The sequence below is a fragment of the Mesorhizobium sp. M1027 genome, from assembly GCF_040318745.1.
Lineage (GTDB): Bacteria > Pseudomonadota > Alphaproteobacteria > Rhizobiales > Rhizobiaceae > Mesorhizobium.
This window is the reverse complement of sequence record NZ_JAMYMW010000005.1, coordinates 292772-308191: the sequence shown is the minus strand read 5'-3', so window position 1 is coordinate 308191 and position 15420 is coordinate 292772. Positions and strand designations below refer to the sequence as shown.

General features: G+C 63.0%; 18 protein-coding genes. 5 read left to right on the top strand and 13 right to left on the bottom strand.

What is annotated here, in order from left to right; translation table 11 throughout:
* Positions 1 to 40: 40 nt before the first annotated feature.
* On the bottom strand, positions 41 to 433 hold the full coding sequence (locus NKH50_RS12430; RefSeq protein ID WP_352878989.1) for a winged helix-turn-helix transcriptional regulator: 393 nt from the start codon (positions 431 to 433) through the stop codon (positions 41 to 43).
* Positions 434 to 531: 98 nt separating this feature from the next.
* Between NKH50_RS12430 and NKH50_RS12425 the strand changes: the two genes are divergently transcribed.
* The gene (locus tag NKH50_RS12425; protein ID WP_352878987.1) at positions 532 to 1512 is read left to right on the top strand and encodes a quinone oxidoreductase family protein; all 981 of its coding nucleotides are present in this window, start codon (positions 532 to 534) and stop codon (positions 1510 to 1512) included.
* A 49-nt stretch (positions 1513 to 1561) separates the two neighbouring features.
* On the opposite strand, the gene NKH50_RS12420 is transcribed toward NKH50_RS12425, so the two are convergent.
* The 5 genes from NKH50_RS12420 to NKH50_RS12400 all read right to left on the bottom strand — a co-directional run bounded on the left by NKH50_RS12420 (position 1562) and on the right by NKH50_RS12400 (position 4695).
* The gene (locus NKH50_RS12420) at positions 1562 to 2239 is read right to left on the bottom strand and encodes an HAD family acid phosphatase (RefSeq protein WP_352878985.1); all 678 of its coding nucleotides are present in this window, start codon (positions 2237 to 2239) and stop codon (positions 1562 to 1564) included.
* Positions 2240 to 2520: 281 nt separating this feature from the next.
* Entirely contained in the window at positions 2521 to 2955 is a 435-nt protein-coding gene (locus NKH50_RS12415) for an FKBP-type peptidyl-prolyl cis-trans isomerase (protein ID WP_352878982.1), read from the bottom strand.
* 234 nt (positions 2956 to 3189) lie between these two features.
* The gene (locus NKH50_RS12410) at positions 3190 to 3915 is read right to left on the bottom strand and encodes an SDR family oxidoreductase (RefSeq protein WP_352878979.1); all 726 of its coding nucleotides are present in this window, start codon (positions 3913 to 3915) and stop codon (positions 3190 to 3192) included.
* A 35-nt stretch (positions 3916 to 3950) separates the two neighbouring features.
* Positions 3951 to 4436, bottom strand: a complete 486-nt coding sequence (locus NKH50_RS12405) for a VOC family protein (protein WP_352878976.1) — start codon at positions 4434 to 4436, stop codon at positions 3951 to 3953.
* A gap of 73 nt (positions 4437 to 4509) precedes the next feature.
* Complete coding sequence (locus tag NKH50_RS12400; protein WP_254819235.1) at positions 4510 to 4695, bottom strand: DUF1127 domain-containing protein; 186 nt, start codon at positions 4693 to 4695, stop codon at positions 4510 to 4512.
* Positions 4696 to 4899: 204 nt separating this feature from the next.
* On the opposite strand from NKH50_RS12400, the gene NKH50_RS12395 reads away from it, so the two are divergent.
* The gene (locus tag NKH50_RS12395) at positions 4900 to 5793 is read left to right on the top strand and encodes a transcriptional regulator GcvA (RefSeq protein ID WP_352506712.1); all 894 of its coding nucleotides are present in this window, start codon (positions 4900 to 4902) and stop codon (positions 5791 to 5793) included.
* Positions 5794 to 5826: 33 nt separating this feature from the next.
* Here NKH50_RS12395 and NKH50_RS12390 read toward each other — a convergent pair whose 3' ends face one another.
* From NKH50_RS12390 to NKH50_RS12380, 3 genes are all read right to left on the bottom strand, one after another.
* Positions 5827 to 6621, bottom strand: coding sequence for a class I SAM-dependent methyltransferase (locus tag NKH50_RS12390; RefSeq protein ID WP_352878973.1), 795 nt, complete (start codon positions 6619 to 6621; stop codon positions 5827 to 5829).
* 81 nt (positions 6622 to 6702) lie between these two features.
* On the bottom strand, positions 6703 to 7176 hold the full coding sequence (locus NKH50_RS12385; protein ID WP_352879134.1) for a VOC family protein: 474 nt from the start codon (positions 7174 to 7176) through the stop codon (positions 6703 to 6705).
* Positions 7177 to 7435: 259 nt separating this feature from the next.
* A complete protein-coding gene (locus NKH50_RS12380) occupies positions 7436 to 9418 on the bottom strand; it encodes an ABC transporter ATP-binding protein/permease (RefSeq protein ID WP_352878970.1) in 1983 nt (660 codons plus the stop codon).
* A gap of 367 nt (positions 9419 to 9785) precedes the next feature.
* On the opposite strand from NKH50_RS12380, the gene NKH50_RS12375 reads away from it, so the two are divergent.
* Positions 9786 to 10076 (top strand): hypothetical protein, encoded by a 291-nt coding sequence (locus NKH50_RS12375; RefSeq protein WP_352506715.1) that lies wholly within the window; start codon positions 9786 to 9788, stop codon positions 10074 to 10076.
* Between the two features lie 52 nt (positions 10077 to 10128).
* On the opposite strand, the gene NKH50_RS12370 is transcribed toward NKH50_RS12375, so the two are convergent.
* Entirely contained in the window at positions 10129 to 10422 is a 294-nt protein-coding gene (locus NKH50_RS12370) for a hypothetical protein (RefSeq protein WP_352704151.1), read from the bottom strand.
* Positions 10423 to 10612: 190 nt separating this feature from the next.
* Between NKH50_RS12370 and arr the strand changes: the two genes are divergently transcribed.
* Positions 10613 to 11020 (top strand): NAD(+)--rifampin ADP-ribosyltransferase, encoded by a 408-nt coding sequence (gene arr, locus NKH50_RS12365; protein ID WP_352506717.1) that lies wholly within the window; start codon positions 10613 to 10615, stop codon positions 11018 to 11020.
* A gap of 118 nt (positions 11021 to 11138) precedes the next feature.
* On the opposite strand, the gene NKH50_RS12360 is transcribed toward arr, so the two are convergent.
* From NKH50_RS12360 to NKH50_RS12350, 3 genes are all read right to left on the bottom strand, one after another.
* The gene (locus tag NKH50_RS12360; protein ID WP_352878966.1) at positions 11139 to 11876 is read right to left on the bottom strand and encodes a class I SAM-dependent DNA methyltransferase; all 738 of its coding nucleotides are present in this window, start codon (positions 11874 to 11876) and stop codon (positions 11139 to 11141) included.
* Between the two features lie 76 nt (positions 11877 to 11952).
* On the bottom strand, positions 11953 to 13263 hold the full coding sequence (locus NKH50_RS12355) for a hemolysin family protein (RefSeq protein ID WP_352704156.1): 1311 nt from the start codon (positions 13261 to 13263) through the stop codon (positions 11953 to 11955).
* Positions 13264 to 13322: 59 nt separating this feature from the next.
* Positions 13323 to 14264: a LysR family transcriptional regulator gene (locus tag NKH50_RS12350; RefSeq protein ID WP_352704158.1), complete on the bottom strand. Its 942-nt coding sequence runs from the start codon at positions 14262 to 14264 to the stop codon at positions 13323 to 13325.
* Positions 14265 to 14390: 126 nt separating this feature from the next.
* On the opposite strand from NKH50_RS12350, the gene NKH50_RS12345 reads away from it, so the two are divergent.
* Positions 14391 to 15410 (top strand): zinc-dependent alcohol dehydrogenase family protein, encoded by a 1020-nt coding sequence (locus NKH50_RS12345; protein ID WP_352878963.1) that lies wholly within the window; start codon positions 14391 to 14393, stop codon positions 15408 to 15410.
* Positions 15411 to 15420: the final 10 nt, after the last annotated feature.

Here is a 15420-nt window from a genome sequence, read left to right as displayed (position 1 = left end):
TCCCAAGCATTGGGGCGGCGCATGCGCCGCCCCTTTTGTTTCACACGGCATGGGCGTCCTGCGCTTGCCGTGGCCTGATGATGCAATCGGCAAGGCGGTCCATCTCATTCAACTCGTCGGCGTGATGCTGGCCCCACTGGCAAAGTGCCAGCAGGATCGGCTCGAGGCTGAGGCCGAGCCGCGTCGCCGAATACTCGACGCGCGAGGGGATCTCGGCAAAGATCTCGCGGCGGACGAGGCCGTGCTCTTCCATTTCGCGAAGCTGCTGGATCAGCACTTTCTGGGTAATGCCGGGCATCAGCGCCTGCAGCGCCGACAGCCGCCGGGGCCTGTCGAAGAGATGGTACAGGATGACGGCCTTCCAGCGGCCCGAAATCACTTTCAGCGCGCGCTCTGCCGGCAGCATCGGCAGCCTCTTGATCAGCTTGGTCATGGTCACCTCCCGGTCAGCAGCGGACAAATCGGTGTGTAGTCGAAGCCAGGCAGATAGTGGCAAACAGCGGCCGATGCCAATAACGATCGGTGCCTGCGATGAGAGCCATTCAACTGAACCGTTTCGGCGAGCCCGACGTTCTCGACATAGTCGCGGTGCCGAAGCCCGAGCCGCAAGCCGGCGAGGTCCTGGTCCGCGTTCATGCGGCCGGCGTGAATTTCTTCGAAGTGCTGATGCGCGCGGATCGCTATGCGGTGACGCCGCAGCTGCCGATGATCCCTGGTGTCGAGGCCGCCGGGATCGTGGAGGCGCTTGGGCATGGGGTGGAGGCTTCCTTGCTCGGCATGCGCGTCGCTGCGCCGTTGTTCGCCTCGAGCCAGCCGTTTGGCGGCTGTGCCGAGTATGTGACGATCGACGCAAGCCTGGCCGTGCCGCTGCCCGATGCGCTCTCGTTCGAAGACGCGACGGCATTGATGGTGCAAGGGCTGACGGCGCTGCATCTATCGCGGCAAAGCCGGCCGGCCGGCAAATCGGTGCTGGTCGCCGCTGCCGCGGGTGGCGTCGGTTCCTTGCTCGTCCAGCTTGCCAAGCGCGCCGGCGCGAGCCGTGTCATCGCGGCAGCCGGCAGCAAGGCCAAGCTCGATCTTGCTTTGTCGCTGGGAGCCGATGCCGCCGTCGACTACAGCAACACGGATTGGCCGGAGCACGTCCGGGCAGCGACAGGTGGCGCTGGCGTCGACACCATCTACGACATCGTCGGCGGCCCGCTTACGGCGGCCGCGCTCGAGGCCCTTGCGCCTTGTGGAGAGCTGGTGTTTGCCGCACTTGGCAGGTACGCGCTCGGCGCCCCGCAGATGGAGGCGATGATCGGCCGCAACCAGTCGCTGAGGGGTTTTGCCCTGCTGCCGTTGCTGTCTACGGACGGGCTCCGTGACGGCCTTTTGGAACTTTTCGGTCTGGCCGCTGGTGGTCAGCTTGTGGTGACCAAAGGTGGCCGCTTCCCGCTCGACCAGGCCAGCCATGCACACCGCCTGCTGGAGGAGCGCGGCGCGACCGGCAAGGTTGTCTTGATACCTTAGCAGGTGCTCGGCAAGGAGCCGAGGATCCGGGCTTGTGCCGTTCCGGCCGTCAGCGAACCCGGTAGAACGGATTTGGCAGCAGGAACAGCTTCTCGGCATGCCCGCCGAACAGGTCGGATGGCTGGTCACCGACATTGGCAATTATCGTGTAGCCGGCCTTTTCGATTTCGGCCCTTATGGGTGCCTTGAAATCTGCGGCGGAGCCGTATTTGGCCCCAGGCTGGACCATGTAAAGGTGCTCGTAGCCGGCATAGCCGGCCGACTGCAGGTTCTGTTCGGTTGCCTGACGCTGGTCCTCCGGACGTCCGGTGATGAAGAACACCGCGACTTTCGCCGTTTGCGCCTGCCGGAAGACCTCCAGCACCGGGTCAATGGCCGGATCCTTCGCAAGCTGGTCCCAGGCGGCCCAGCCACAGGGACCGTCGATTGCGATGTCGCAGGCGCCGCCGATCGGGCGGCCGAAATTGTCACGTGTGATCACTTCCCAGTTGGCCAACGCCGTCTCGTCGATGTCGAGCACCAGTGCGGGGCGAGGCACCTCCATTGCGCGGTTGACGACCCAGTCGCCTGCCTGCTTCGCCACAGCGGCAAGGTCGCGATCATAGTCGCCGGAATCATGATAATTGGCAGCCGCCAGCATCGCATCGCCGACATTGGCTGGCTGGGACGGGCTTGTGAGAAGGAGCGAGTCGGAACGCGCCGGCCCAGGAACATTTGTGCCGATCATCAGCACCATTGCCCCGGCACGCGCAATTCTATTCCAACCAATCGCCCGCATCACGAGACTTTGCGGTCACGAGAAGTCGGCTGTCAAGCGAGGTCTTCCACAGGTCCTCGAGACTGCGACATTGAATTGGACATTCCAGATGCCGAATGTCTCTATGGGTTGCTGCACGCTACACGATTTCCGCCGCCGCGGTCTTTGCCTCCGACAGGCGACGCACCGCCGGAACCGCCGGTCGAAATGCGTCACCCGAAAATCATGGCCGTTACGCGCTTTGCCGTGCCCTACGCCGCCTGAACGATCTCGACCAGTTCAACGTCGAACACCAGATCCCGTCCCGCCAAAGGATGATTGCCGTCGAGCTTGACGCTGGTGTCGTCCACGCCGACGACTGTTAGCGGCATCGGGCGCCCCTCTGGGGTTCTGACCTGCAATCGAGTGCCGAGATCGACGTTGATGTTGTCTGGTACGCGGGCGCGGTCGACGGTCATGACCGCTTCGGGGCGGTGGGGGCCATAGGCGGCGTCGGCGGGAATGGTGACGGTGCTTTTCGCGCCCACCTCCATACCCTCGACATGGGTTTCGAGACCGGCGATCACTTGTCCTTCACCCAACGTGAATTGCAGCGGTTCGTTGCCGGAAGAATCGAACTGAGTGCCGTCAGCCAGGCGGCCATTGTAATTGATGCGCACGGTGTCGCCATTCTTGGCCTGTGTCATGATAGCCATCCTTTGAAAGTTTCGGGGGGCCGGCCAGAGCTCACGGTCCCGTCCTCAATCATCCACGCACTCGGGTGCGCGGCGCGAAACGCTAAAACTAGGGACCTGGCTGCCGATGTAAACCCCGATTGGGCTACGCCGGCATGATCCGCCGGCGTTCGTCGCCTTCGGCAGGAGTGCGCCGGTCTAGCAGTCATACCGGCTCTAGCCATTCAGGCAGCGTGCAAATGGCGGCTAGATCAGGTTATGGCCGCCATCGATGCGGATTGTCTCGCCGGTCGTGAACTCGCTTTCCATGAGGTAGACATAGGCGGCGGCGACGTCCGCGGCGGTCGGAATTTTTCTCGATGGCAACCGGGCAGCCATGTCGGCAAAGAAGCTGGATTTGGCTTCTCCAACGATATCCCACATGGGTGTGTCGACCCATCCGGGCGACACGACATTGACGCGCGTCGGGGCCAGTTCGAGCGCCAGGGCGCGGGCGAAGTAGCTGAATGAGCCGGCAATCGCGGAGACGACTGAGCCTCCCGGCACCGGTGGCCGATCCTTGTTGATACCCGAGGTGAAGGTCATGGAGCCACCGGCCTTCAGGGTGCGCACAGCGTGCTTGGAGAGCATGACGGCCCCAATCAGCTTGTTATCGACGAAGCCTCGCACAGCTTCCATGTCGGTACTGCCGATAGGATCGCCGGGCGGCAGTGTTCCGGCGGTCGATACCAGGTGGTCGAAGGGACCGATCTCCTCGAACAGGCGAGCGACGTCCGCTTCGTCGGTCATATCGGCAACCAAGCTGGTCACGTGCCCCGCATTGAGCGTCCGTTCGGCCGCCTGCAGTTTCGCGGGCGACCGGCTGACGATCACGACCTTCGCTCCGCAATTGAGAGCAGCTTTCGCGACGCCGAGACCGATGCCGGAGCTGCCGCCGATGACGATGACTTTCCTGTCCACGAGCGATGTCATGGGAGGTCTCCATTCGTTTGCGATTTCGGTGAGGGTCAAGCTTTGCCGTCGTAGGCGGCTTCGAGGTCGGCGATGATGATCTTGCGCATCCCGTACATCGCCTGCCGGACGCGGTTGACCTTTTCGCGATCCGGGTCGGCACTGAGCCGCGGCAGGATTTCCGGGATGACCTGCCAGTAGACGCCGAACTTGTCGGTGAGCCAGCCGCACGGTTGTTCCCTGCCGCCGCCGGCGGTGAGCGCCTCATAGTAGTAGTCGGTCTCGGCCTGGTCCCTGGTCTCGATGTAGAGTGAGAGCCGCTCGTTGAAAGGCGGCTGCGGCCCGGCATTGAGCGCTGTAAGGTGCAGACCCTCGAGCTCGAAATCGAAGGTGGCATGCGGGACCGTCTTGTTGGTTCCGGACACCCAGTCGGTGTATTCGAGCGTCTGGAGCGCTTTGCTGTTCCTGAAGACCGAGAGATAGAAATCGCGGGCCTCCTTGGCGTCGGTATTGAACCAGAGGAATGGGTGGATGGTGGCCATGTCCGTTCTCCGTTAATTCCTTGCGGCAGCGATCTTTGGCGAACGGCCTGTCCGCTGTTGCTTTCATTCAGGCTTAGCGGTGATCCGACGGCCGATAGACCGAGCCGTCCCAGTCGCGGGCAAACCCGAGGTCTTCGAGCCGGCGGGTCGAGAAGCGTGCAATCTGGCGCTCGGTCCGGCGCCGGCTGCTCGAGGCGAGGATGCGGCCGGCCATGCCAGTCAGGACGTCGACGATGGGTTCAACTCGTTTGGCATTCATGGTGCTCTCCCAGAGTGGCGGCAGTTTTGGTTTCAGCAGTTGCCCCGCGACTTTCGTCAGCGAGAGTATCAGTCACATCAAATCGCTTTTTGCAGCGGCGGCGAATGACTGATTACGCGAGCAAACATGCCGTTCTCCGGCCTGGACGACAAACGACTTATCGGCGACAATGTGTGAGCATCGCTCACACATAGGTATCGATCCATGCCCCGGAAGCTGCCTCCCCTCACCACCTTGCCGAGCTTCGAAGCTGCGGCGCGCCTGTTGAGTTTCTCCAAGGCGGCAGAGGAACTTCATGTCACCCACGGTGCGATCAGCCGGGCGATCAAGAACCTTGAGGATCAGCTCGGTGTGCAGTTGTTCGAGCGCGGTACGCGTTCGGTGAGCCTGACCGCCGTCGGCGAGCCCTATGCGCGGGCGGTGCGCGAGGTGCTCGACCAGTTGGCCGCCGCCACTGCTGCGGCAACGGCCCGCTATTCGAGCTCGACACTGAACGTCAGCACCTCCGATGGCTTCGCGGGGAGATGGCTGGTGCCACGCCTCTACCGCTTTCACCGTGCGCATGGCGACATCGATGTGCGGGTTTCGACGAGCGGGAAGCTGACCAACTTCCTCGGCGACGGCATCGATGTCGCCGTCCGTTATGGCAGCGGAAACTATCCGGGGCTCACGTCGGAGTTCCTCACCGGCGAGGAGGTGTTTCCAGTGTGCAGCCCAAAGCTTCTTGAGGGTGCGCATCCGCTCCGCACGCCTCAGGACCTCAGACACCACACGCTGATCCGTGACAGCTTTCCGATCGACTGGGCGACCTGGCTGGCGAGCGCCGGGGTCGAGGGCGTGGACCCGCAGAGCGGGATTACCTTCGACTCTGCCACCTTTGCCATGGAGTCGGCCGCACAAGGCGAGGGGGTGGTGCTGGGTCGGACCATGCTGGTTGCGGCGGACCTCGCCGCCGGGCGGCTTGTCCGCCCCTTCGGCCACGCCCTGAAATCCCCTTCCAGCTTCTATCTCGTCTACCCGCCGGAGGCGATCCGTCAGCGCAAGGTCAAGGCTTTCAGGGATTGGCTGCTTTCAGAAGTCACGCCGCAAATGGACTGACGGGAAGGCCCAGAGAAAAGGATCGTCTACGGGTCAATCGCCCGGTGACTGTCGGCTCGCGCGAACTGCGGTGATGATCCAGGCACGCGAGTCGAAAAGCACACCGTCCGCGGTCAAGTGCGCGTCGAGCAGATCGCGCAACCGCCGTAGCGCCGCGTCGACATCCATATCCGCGCGGGCGAGCGGATCCTTGACCAGTTGCAGGCCAAGCAAAGCGTCATAGGCCGCATCGACGTCCTGGCCGTAGAAGACCGGCTCACGCACTTCGGCAAAGTCGACCGAAACAAAGCCGGATGCACGCAAGATCTCCGCGGTGATGGCGGGGTCGCCAAGTGAAAATGGGGTGGCGGCGCCCACCGATATGGCGGACCCCGGCGCAATCGCCCGCTGAATGGCAGTCGCCCACTCGTTGCGGTCCTGGCCCTGCCATACCATCCACACAAGACGCGCCCCCGGTCGCATCGCCCGGCCGATATTGGCGAACGCCGCCGCCGGATCGGCAAAGAACATCACACCAAAGCGACTGATGCACAGATCGAAGCCGGCAGGCGGAAATACCAGCAATTGCGCATCGCCGCGCTCGAAGGCGACGTTTCGCAATCCTTCTTCGGCGCTACGGCTCCGGGCGATCTCGAGCATCCGCGCCGATACGTCCACGCCGAGCACGCTGCCTTCCACCGCGACACGGGCGGCATCACGAGAGGATTGTCCCGAACCGCATCCGATATCGAGCACGCAATCGCGCGTTCCCGCCTTGACCGCAGCCCTGAATACCTCGTTGTGCCGCCGCAGTTCGGCGTCGTAAAACTCAGCGCAGTTCAACACCATCGCACGCCTGTCTGGAGGTGGGCCGGCAGCATTTCCGGCCGCTCTGCCCTGATCTTTTCGCGTCGGGCTAACCCCGAACTGTCAGCCGCGCCGCGCCGCCTCGATCGCCGCAACGTCCATCTTCTTCATCTCCATCATCGCTTCGAATGCGCGCTTTGCTTCATCGCCGCCGGCGGCCATCGCTTCGGTCAGCACGCGCGGCGTGATTTGCCAGGAGATGCCCCATTTGTCCTTGCACCAGCCGCACGCACTTTCCTGGCCGCCATTGCCGACTATGGCGTTCCAATAGCGATCGGTCTCCTGCTGATCGTCGGTGGCGATCTGGAAGGAGAAGGCTTCGTTGTGTTTGAACGCGGGGCCGCCATTGAGGCCGAGACAGGGGATGCCGGCCACCGTGAACTCGACCGTCAGCACGTCGCCCGCCTTGCCGGACGGGTAGTCGCTGGGAGCGCGGTGGACGGATTTCACCGAGCTGTCAGGAAAAGTCTCGGCATAGAAGCGGGCCGCAGCCTCGGCGTCCTTGTCGTACCAAAGGCAGATCGTATTCTTGGCGATTGTCATTGCTGGTCCCTTTGCTTTCGAAATCAATCTGGGCTTTTGAAAATCAACCCGGGTTTTTCACAGCTGGCCTCGGCGTTGCACCGGGCATGGAAATGCGCTCGTGCCATCGATGTTCCGACAGCAACTGCCCGGAACCAAGGTACCACGGCTGGTGCTTTCAGGACCAGATGCGGGCAGTGACTCGAACCGGAGATCCGCCTAGTCCGACCGGCGGCCTCACTTTTTGGGTAGGGCCGCGCCGCTTTGCTCAAGGTCACGCTGGCTTTCCGTTGGCGCGCCGTTGCCTCAGAAGGCGCATGAGCAAGTTCCGTCTGTCCTTGCGCGGGACGAGTTCGATATCGCTGACGAGTTTTGCGCCGCCCTTGTGCCGCTCCAATGTGATCTTGCGGCTGTGGAAAGCTTCCAGCTCGGCGCGATGCGCTACGCTTATGATGGTGACCTTCGGCAATTCGCGAATGATCATCTGCATCATGTTGTCCTGGCTCTTCTCATCGAGTGCCGACGTTGCCTCGTCCAGCACGATGATATCGGGGCGGTGCAGCAGAAGACGCGCGAAGGCGAGGCGCTGCTTTTCGCCACCCGACAAGGTCTGGTCCCATGGGGCGTCCTCCTCAATCCTGTCGTTGAGGTAGTCGAGTCCCACCTTGTCGAGCGCAGCCTTGATCTTATCCAGCGTCCAGCTGTCGGCGGCGCCTGGATAGGCGACAGCGCGGCGAAGGGTCCCGGTCGGGATGTAAGGCCGTTGCGGCAACATGAACAGCCGTCTGTCGGCGCGGATGTTGACGCTGCCGCTACCCCATGGCCACAGACCGGCGATGGCCCGCACCAGTGTACTCTTGCCCGAGCCGGATTCGCCGGCGACGAGCACCCGCTCGCCTGGTTCGATCACGACCTCGGTTTCCTTGACCACGGCGGTGCCGTCGTCGAGCGACACGGATAGATTGTTCAGGCTGAGCATCGCATCGCTGCCGGTCTCGCCGCGCTTTATGCGTCCCAGCGTGTTGCTCTGTTCCGCCCGCTCGAGCCCGTCGAGCGACATCATCAGCGAGGCGATGCGCCGTGCAGAGGCATTCCAATCGGCGAGACGGGGATAGTTGTCGACCAGCCACCCGAACGCGCCCTGCACGATGGCAAAGGCCGAGGCAGCCTGCATGACCTGCCCAAGTGTCATGCTGCCTTCGAGGAACTTTGGAGCGCAAAGCAAAACCGGCACGACAGGCGCAAACAGGCTCGACCCTTGGGACACCAATGCCGTGCGCATGTGCTGGCCTGCAAGGAGCGCCCATTGCCTGAGCACATGGGCGAATGTCTTGTCCATGCCGCTGCGCTCCTCCTCCTCGCCGCCGAGCAATGCGATACTCTCGCCGTTTTCCCGCACGCGCGTCAGCGAGTAGCGGAACTCGGCTTCCGCCTGATTTTTTTCTCCGGAGAGGTGGACGAAATGGCGGCCGATGACCGCCATCGAAGTGGACGTGATCGCGGCATAGAGCACTGCGGTGATGACCAGGAAGCCGGGAATGGTGACGGTCGAACCTGCAATCGTCAGGGTCAGGGCGCCGCCGATCGTCCACAGCACCACGATGAAGGTCGAGGCCGACAGAAATGCGACGATGACACCGGCAATGAAATCGACCGGCGATTCGGTGGCAATCCGCAAATCCTCGGCGATGCGGGCTTCGGGGTTGCTGTGGTCGCCGCCGACGAGGTTCAGCTGATAGTAGCGGCCGCTTGCCAGCCAACGCGCGATGACCGCCGTGGTGAGCCAGGAACGCCAGCGGCGCTGTATCTTCATGCGAAAGAAGACTTGTGCCACCACAAGGCTGGCGCTTCCGAGCACGAGTGGCAGGAATACGGCGCTCAGCCAATATACGGTGTGGGCATTGCGTTGCTCAATGGCGTCGAAAATTGCGCGATTCCAGACATTGATCCCATACTGGAAGCCGACATTGGCGACGATCAGGACCAACAGCCCGATCGTCAACGGCCAGGCGACCCTGTCGCCACTGCCGCTCCAGTAACCGCGGGCGCTGATCCAGAAGCGCTTAAGCAGATATCTCTTGCGCGCCCGCTCGGCCTCTTCAGGTGTCAGCTTAGGATCGGGTTCGGTGACATCCGGCGGCGGCGCGGGCTTGCCGACGACCTCGGACGCGACCTCGACAGTCGTCTGGCGCGACTTCTCGGCATCGCGCGATTGGGCGCCATCAACCGATTTCAGCTTGAATTTAGCTTGGGGCATCCGGCGATAACGGCTTAAAAATCAGAAGGTTTCATAGCGTCCGCTCGAGATGCCAGATGCCAACAACGCCAAGGCTTCGCAGCTGTTCCGGTGCTCGCAGCAGCCTATGGTCGTTCCCGATGACAGGCTTTGATCGTTGCGGGGCAGAATTTGCTCAGGCTCTCAAGATTTGTCCGCATGCTGCATTCGAAGAGGCTGGACGCAAGCGGCGCGAAAAGTGCCATCGGCCCGAGTCAACAGGATCGAGGAGGAGAGATCATCTCGATTGCGATTGCGAGCATTTGCTGCCCAGCCGGACCGCGCCAGCCCCGAATTCCGGAACAAGGGTGCGATTTTGCCGTTGAGCCAGAAACCGGAAGCGACCCGCATGTCCGAATTGCCGAATGAAGAGATCGAAGGGCGGCTGAACGCCCAGCGCGAGACTCTGGCGCTGGTCGTTGCGCTGCTTGCCAGCAAGGATACGGCACCCGAGCGAATATGGGCCGAACTGGAGGCCCGTTTTCAGTTTCAGAACAGTCAGGAGGACCCTGGCGTCCTGCCAAGCCGCGCATTTGCCATCGAAGCTACGAAGATGCGGGAGTTCAAGCTGATCGCCGAAGAGGCGCAGGCGCGCAATGCGGAATGGAACGGCAGGGACAAGCCACAGGGCGCCAGCTGAAACCCCGGAGAGTGGATGCAGGACCGGCCATTTTACGATGACTGAGCAAGCGTCAGCTTTGCTGCAAAAGTGTACGTGCCAACTCTTGCCATTCCTCGTCAAGCGTTAAGGTCGACGGCGCCGCGTTGCTGCGGCGATACCAATATTCCGCATTCGACTGGTCGCCTTCCTTGCGGTGGAGATAGGCATGCACGTGCATGCCCGCCGTATTGTCGCGCTGCTGCGCGCACTCGTGCGCCTTAGTCCAATCGCCCTTTGCATCCCACCACAACGCCTGCAGGGCAGGGCTCAAGCCGGCTGGCGGCTGTGGTTTTGCAATCGAATCCCTGAAGGTTTGCAGATCCATTTTTCCACCATAGCGACGTTCAGGGCGCCGATAATACCCGCACCGGCAGCCGACCGGAAGCGTGCTTTGGGCGGGACGACCGGAATGGGGGGACGTCCGATAACCGAACGGCCAGACGGTTGATTCGATGACGTGCATGAAATAGTGCGCACCACAACACCATGACGCCTGAGACAGCGAGGATGAGCCGATGACAGCCCCCGACAAGCCGCGCCAATTCTACCACGGCACCCGGGCCGACCTTAAACCGGGAGACCTGATCGAAGCCGGTTACAGCTCCAATTACGGGGCGCGAAAGCAGGCAGCCTGGGTCTATCTAACCGGCACTCTGGATGCCGCTATCTGGGGTGCAGAACTGGCCGCCGGTGACGGACGCGAAAGGATCTACATCGTGGAACCAACCGGCCCGGTCATGGACGACCCCAATCTTACGGACAAGAAATTTCTCGGCAATCCGACGCAGTCCTATCGCTGCCGCGAGCCGCTCAGGATCACGGGCGAGGTCACCGAGTGGCAGGGCCACTCCCCCGAGCGGCTGAAAGAGATGAAGGACCATCTCGAACGGCTGAAGGCACAAGGCATCGAGGCGATCGATTGAATTGCCAAGTTTGGCCCTAGCCTACGGTCGGCAGCAGTCCCCGCGAAATACGGCTCCACGTCCGCAATGGGTCCGCGAGTTGTCGTTGCTTGCAGGGCTGGAGAGCGGATGCTCCTTTTCATCCCATCGCGAACGTGATGATCTCTGGGCTCGAAGGGCCAAGTGGGCTGCCGTCAAAGCCGCCGAATTGCTGTTCGATCCGTAGCCCCGCGTTCCCCAGCAGGCTCGATAAGGCGTCCGTCTCGAAGAATCGCAAGGTGCTGCGACTAACTTGCGGAAGGCTCGGATGCTTTCCGCCGAACCTGTGGGTGAATGTCACCGTCTGTCCATCGAACGGCATGATCACCTCTGTTGTGATCTGCACCAGCGACCCGTCAGGCAGCTCAACGACGACCGCATTTTCGGGTGTCCAGTGCTCCCACGCCCGCACCGAAGGGTTCCGCGTTTCGAACGCGAAGCATCCGCCTGGCACAAGGGCGTGTCGGACAGCCGCCATGAAATCCCTCAGGTCTTCGTCGCTGACAAGGGCCTGGAATGCGTGCCCCGTCATCACAATGAGATCAAACTCAGCTGTCCAGCCGGCCGATTGGAGATCGCCGAGAACCCATTCGATATCCGCGCGTGTTCGTGCGCGATTCAACACGCCGGGTGCTGGGTCGATGCCGCAGAGCCGCCCTGAATGTCCGGCCAGGCGTGCCTCGTGAAGGAGGGTGCCCGTTCCACATCCGACATCAAGCACCGCGTCTGCTGTTAGAATGCGGGGCAGGTAGAAATCATAGTCGTCGCGCGCAGATCTCGGGTGCCAGGCATCGTAGACGGCAGCGAGATATGGGTCGGCGAAAAGGTGGTCGACCATAGGCGGTATTCCCAATCAACTTTGACTGTGCGAGCGGTGTCGCCGCGAGCATATAGCCCATAAGTCGCGTCGATCGTTACCGCACGACCTCGCGGTGGCGGCCGGGCAGGCGGGTGGCGATGAGCTTGTCGATGCGGCGGCCGTCGAGGTCGACGACCTCGAAGCGCCAGCCTTGCGCGTCGACACATTCGCCGGTCGCCGGCAGATGGTGCAAATGCGACAGCACATAGCCGGCGACGGTTTCGTAGTCGCGGTTCTCGGGCAGGTCGATGCCGAGGACCTCCGCCATCTCGTCGGCCTGCATATAGCCGGCGAGCAGCCATGAGCCGTCCTCGCGCTTGACGGCGTTTTCCTCGTCGCCGGCGTCGAGGTCGGAACGGAAGACGCCGGTGATCGCTTCCAGAATGTCGGCCGGGGTGACGATGCCTTCGAAATGGCCGTATTCGTCATGCACCAGCGCCATCGGCACGTCCGATTCCTTCAGCGTCGCAAGCACGTCCAGCGCGTCGGCCTGGTCATGCACGATTGGCGCGGCGCGCACGTGCCGGCGCGGGTCGAGAGCGCGGCCGCCGAGCATTGCGGCCAGCACGTCGCGGGTCTGGACGACGCCGATCATGGCGTCGACGCCGCCGTCGCCGGCCGGCAGGCGCGAATGCTGGGTGTCCATCAGCAGCTTCCTGATGGCCGCCTCGTCGGATTGCAGATTGATCCAGTCGACCTCGGTGCGCGGCGTCATCACCGCGCGCACGGCACGGTCGCCGAGCCGCATGACGCCGGCGATCATCCGCCGTTCGTCGGATTCGATGGTGCCGTGGTGCTCGGCTTCGGCGACCAGCATCTTGATCTCCTCGTCGGTGACCTTGTCCTCGCTCTGGCCGCGCTGGCCAAGCAGCCACAGGAGGGCGCGGCCGGAAAAATCGAGCAGGAAGACCAGCGGCGCCGAGACGCTGGCGAGGATGGTCATTGCCGGGGCGACCCTGACGGCTACCCGTTCGGGGTCGCGCAATGCGATCTGCTTGGGCACCAGTTCGCCGATGATCAGCGAGCCATAGGTGATGAGGGCGACGACGATGCCGACGCCGAGCGGATCGGCGAGGCTTTCGCGGATGCCGGCCGACGCCAGGGAGGTGGCCAGCCGCTCGCCGAGCGTGGCGCCGGAAAAGGCACCGGACAAGACGCCGACCAAAGTGATGCCGATCTGCACCGAGGACAGGAATTTTCCCGGATTGGCGCCGAGCGCCAGGGCCCGGCCGGCGCCCTTGACGTTGCGGTCGATCATCGTCTTGAGGCGCGCCGGCCGCGACGAGACGATGGCGAGTTCGGACATCGACAGAAGGCCGTTCACGCAGATGAGGACGACCACGATGGCAATTTCAGCATAAAGCATGCCGGGTCCATAGCATTGCCGCGCGGTTTTCGAAAATAGGACGGTCGCGCTTTTTAAATTTAGCGAGCCGGGCAATCAGGCGGCATCCATGCCGCATCCCAGGGCGGCGCGGAAAAATGCTCGATCAGGGCGTCGACGACGACGCGCACCTTTGGCGCGAGATTGCGTGTTACCGGCCAGATGGCATGCACCACGGTGTTTTCGACAAGACAGTCCGACAGAACCATTTCGAGCTCGCCGCGCCTGATGCTGTCGGCCGTCAGCCATGTCGGCAGATAGACGATGCCGCAGCCGGCCAGTACCGCATCGAGCATCGGTTCGCCGTGGCCGAGCACCAGCCGCGCCTTGGGCGCGAATTTTTCGAGACGGCCGTCGACATGCCTGACGGTCCAGGGGTGGACCGTGCCGTCGCGGCCGTAGCCGATGAGGCTGTGCCTGGCCAGGTCCTCGATCGATAGCGGCCTGCCATGGGCGTCGAGATAGGCGGGGGCGGCGCAGATGGCCGAACGTTGGGCATAGATGCGGCGCGCGGCGATCGACAAGCTGTCGTCGAGGTCGCCCATACGCACCGCCAGGTCGATGCCTTCCTCGATCAGGTCGACGCGCCGGTCGTTGAACGAGATTTCCATCGTCAGGTCCGGGAATTTTTTGGAAATGTCGAACAGAACCGGGGCGACGCACCGCCGGCCGAAGGCCAAAGGCAGGTCGACGCGCAGCCGCCCGGAAGGCACCTGCTTGCGCGAAGCCAGCAGTGACTGCGCGGCTTCGATCTCGGCCAGTGCCCTGACGCAGGCTTCGTAATAGCTCAGGCCCTCACTGGTCGGGCTCAGGCTGCGGGTGGTGCGGTTGAGCAGGCGAACGCCCAATCGCTGTTCCAGCTGCGCGATCGACTTGCCGACCGCCGATTTCGTGACATGCAGCCGCGCGCCGGCGCCGGTGAAGCTGCCGGCCTCCACCGCGTGAACGAATGCGACGATGCCTTGCAAATCGGCCGATTCCAATGAAGCGCTCCTATTGTAGAGTTTTGCTCCTTAATCTGTTGCATAACATGCCACATGGAAGCACTTTTCTCCATAGTGAAACGGCATAAATGTCTCGCGCACCATCAACCACGGAGCGCGAACCAAATGAGCACCCAAAACAGATCCTGGCAGATGACCGGTTTCGGCCTGTCCAGTTTGAAGCCGGCCGAGGGAAAGCTGCCCCGACCCGGGCCGCATGATCTTCTGGTACGCGTCACAGCGGTATCGCTGACTTACAAGGACAGGATGATCGTCGATGGCGTGCTGATACCGGACCTCAGCTTGCCGTTCGTGCCGACATCGGACGCGGTTGGCGAAGTTGTCGCCACCGGCAGCGAAGTCAGCCGCTTCGGCATCGGGCAGCGCGTGCTCGGTCAGGTGATCGCCGACTGGCCGGACGGCAACGCCCCGCCGGTGCTGCACAAGCATACGCTTGGTTCGTCACTGCCCGGCATGCTGTCCGAGCATGTGCTCTTTCACGAGGATGCCGCCGTGGCGGCGCCGCCGTCGCTCAGCGATGTCGAGGCATCGACGCTGCCGATCGCGGCGCTGACGGCGTGGTTCGCGCTGGTCGAGGCGGCCAAGCCTATCCCGGGTGAGACCGTTCTCATCCAGGGCACCGGCGGCGTGTCGCTGTTTGCGCTGCAGTTCGCCGCCGCTTTCGGCCTGCGCGCCATCGTCACCTCGAGCAGCGACGAGAAGCTCGAGCGGGCAGAAGCGCTCGGCGCCTGGAAGGGGATCAATTATCGCAGCCATCCGGCATGGGACGAGGTCGCCCGCGAGCTGACAGACGGCGCCGGCGTCAGGCACGTGCTGGAGATGGTCGGCGGCGACAATGCGCGGCGCTCGCTCAATGCGCTGGGCGCCGACGGCAGGCTGTCGCTCATCGGCCTTCTCGGCAGCATGGAGCTCAGTTTCCCGATCATTCCGTTCCTGCGCAACCGGATCGTCGTGCAGGGCATATCGATCGGCCACCGCCGCGCCTTCGAACGAATGAACCAGGCGATCGAGACGCTCGCGATCAGGCCGGTGATCGACAGGGTGTTTGGCTTCGACGAGGTGTCGCAGGCATTCGAGCGTCTGGAGACCGGACCGTTCGGCAAGATCGTGATCACCGTCCCCTGAGCCCATCGGG

Excerpts from the sequence above, each read along its gene's own strand:
- NKH50_RS12345 (WP_352878963.1), top strand. The coding sequence starts at position 14,391 with ATGAGCACCCAAAACAGATCCTGGCAGATGACCGGTTTCGGCCTGTCC.
- NKH50_RS12370 (WP_352704151.1), bottom strand. The coding sequence starts at position 10,422 with ATGGATCTGCAAACCTTCAGGGATTCGATTGCAAAACCACAGCCGCCA.
- NKH50_RS12375 (WP_352506715.1), top strand. The coding sequence starts at position 9,786 with ATGTCCGAATTGCCGAATGAAGAGATCGAAGGGCGGCTGAACGCCCAG.
- NKH50_RS12400 (WP_254819235.1), bottom strand. The coding sequence starts at position 4,695 with ATGAATGCCAAACGAGTTGAACCCATCGTCGACGTCCTGACTGGCATG.
- NKH50_RS12420 (WP_352878985.1), bottom strand. The coding sequence starts at position 2,239 with ATGATCGGCACAAATGTTCCTGGGCCGGCGCGTTCCGACTCGCTCCTT.
- NKH50_RS12360 (WP_352878966.1), bottom strand. The coding sequence starts at position 11,876 with ATGGTCGACCACCTTTTCGCCGACCCATATCTCGCTGCCGTCTACGAT.
- NKH50_RS12425 (WP_352878987.1), top strand. The coding sequence starts at position 532 with ATGAGAGCCATTCAACTGAACCGTTTCGGCGAGCCCGACGTTCTCGAC.
- NKH50_RS12430 (WP_352878989.1), bottom strand. The coding sequence starts at position 433 with ATGACCAAGCTGATCAAGAGGCTGCCGATGCTGCCGGCAGAGCGCGCG.
- NKH50_RS12380 (WP_352878970.1), bottom strand. The coding sequence starts at position 9,418 with ATGCCCCAAGCTAAATTCAAGCTGAAATCGGTTGATGGCGCCCAATCG.
- NKH50_RS12415 (WP_352878982.1), bottom strand. The coding sequence starts at position 2,955 with ATGACACAGGCCAAGAATGGCGACACCGTGCGCATCAATTACAATGGC.
- NKH50_RS12405 (WP_352878976.1), bottom strand. The coding sequence starts at position 4,436 with ATGGCCACCATCCACCCATTCCTCTGGTTCAATACCGACGCCAAGGAG.
- arr (WP_352506717.1), top strand. The coding sequence starts at position 10,613 with ATGACAGCCCCCGACAAGCCGCGCCAATTCTACCACGGCACCCGGGCC.
- NKH50_RS12395 (WP_352506712.1), top strand. The coding sequence starts at position 4,900 with ATGCCCCGGAAGCTGCCTCCCCTCACCACCTTGCCGAGCTTCGAAGCT.
- NKH50_RS12390 (WP_352878973.1), bottom strand. The coding sequence starts at position 6,621 with ATGGTGTTGAACTGCGCTGAGTTTTACGACGCCGAACTGCGGCGGCAC.
- NKH50_RS12410 (WP_352878979.1), bottom strand. The coding sequence starts at position 3,915 with ATGACATCGCTCGTGGACAGGAAAGTCATCGTCATCGGCGGCAGCTCC.
- NKH50_RS12355 (WP_352704156.1), bottom strand. The coding sequence starts at position 13,263 with ATGCTTTATGCTGAAATTGCCATCGTGGTCGTCCTCATCTGCGTGAAC.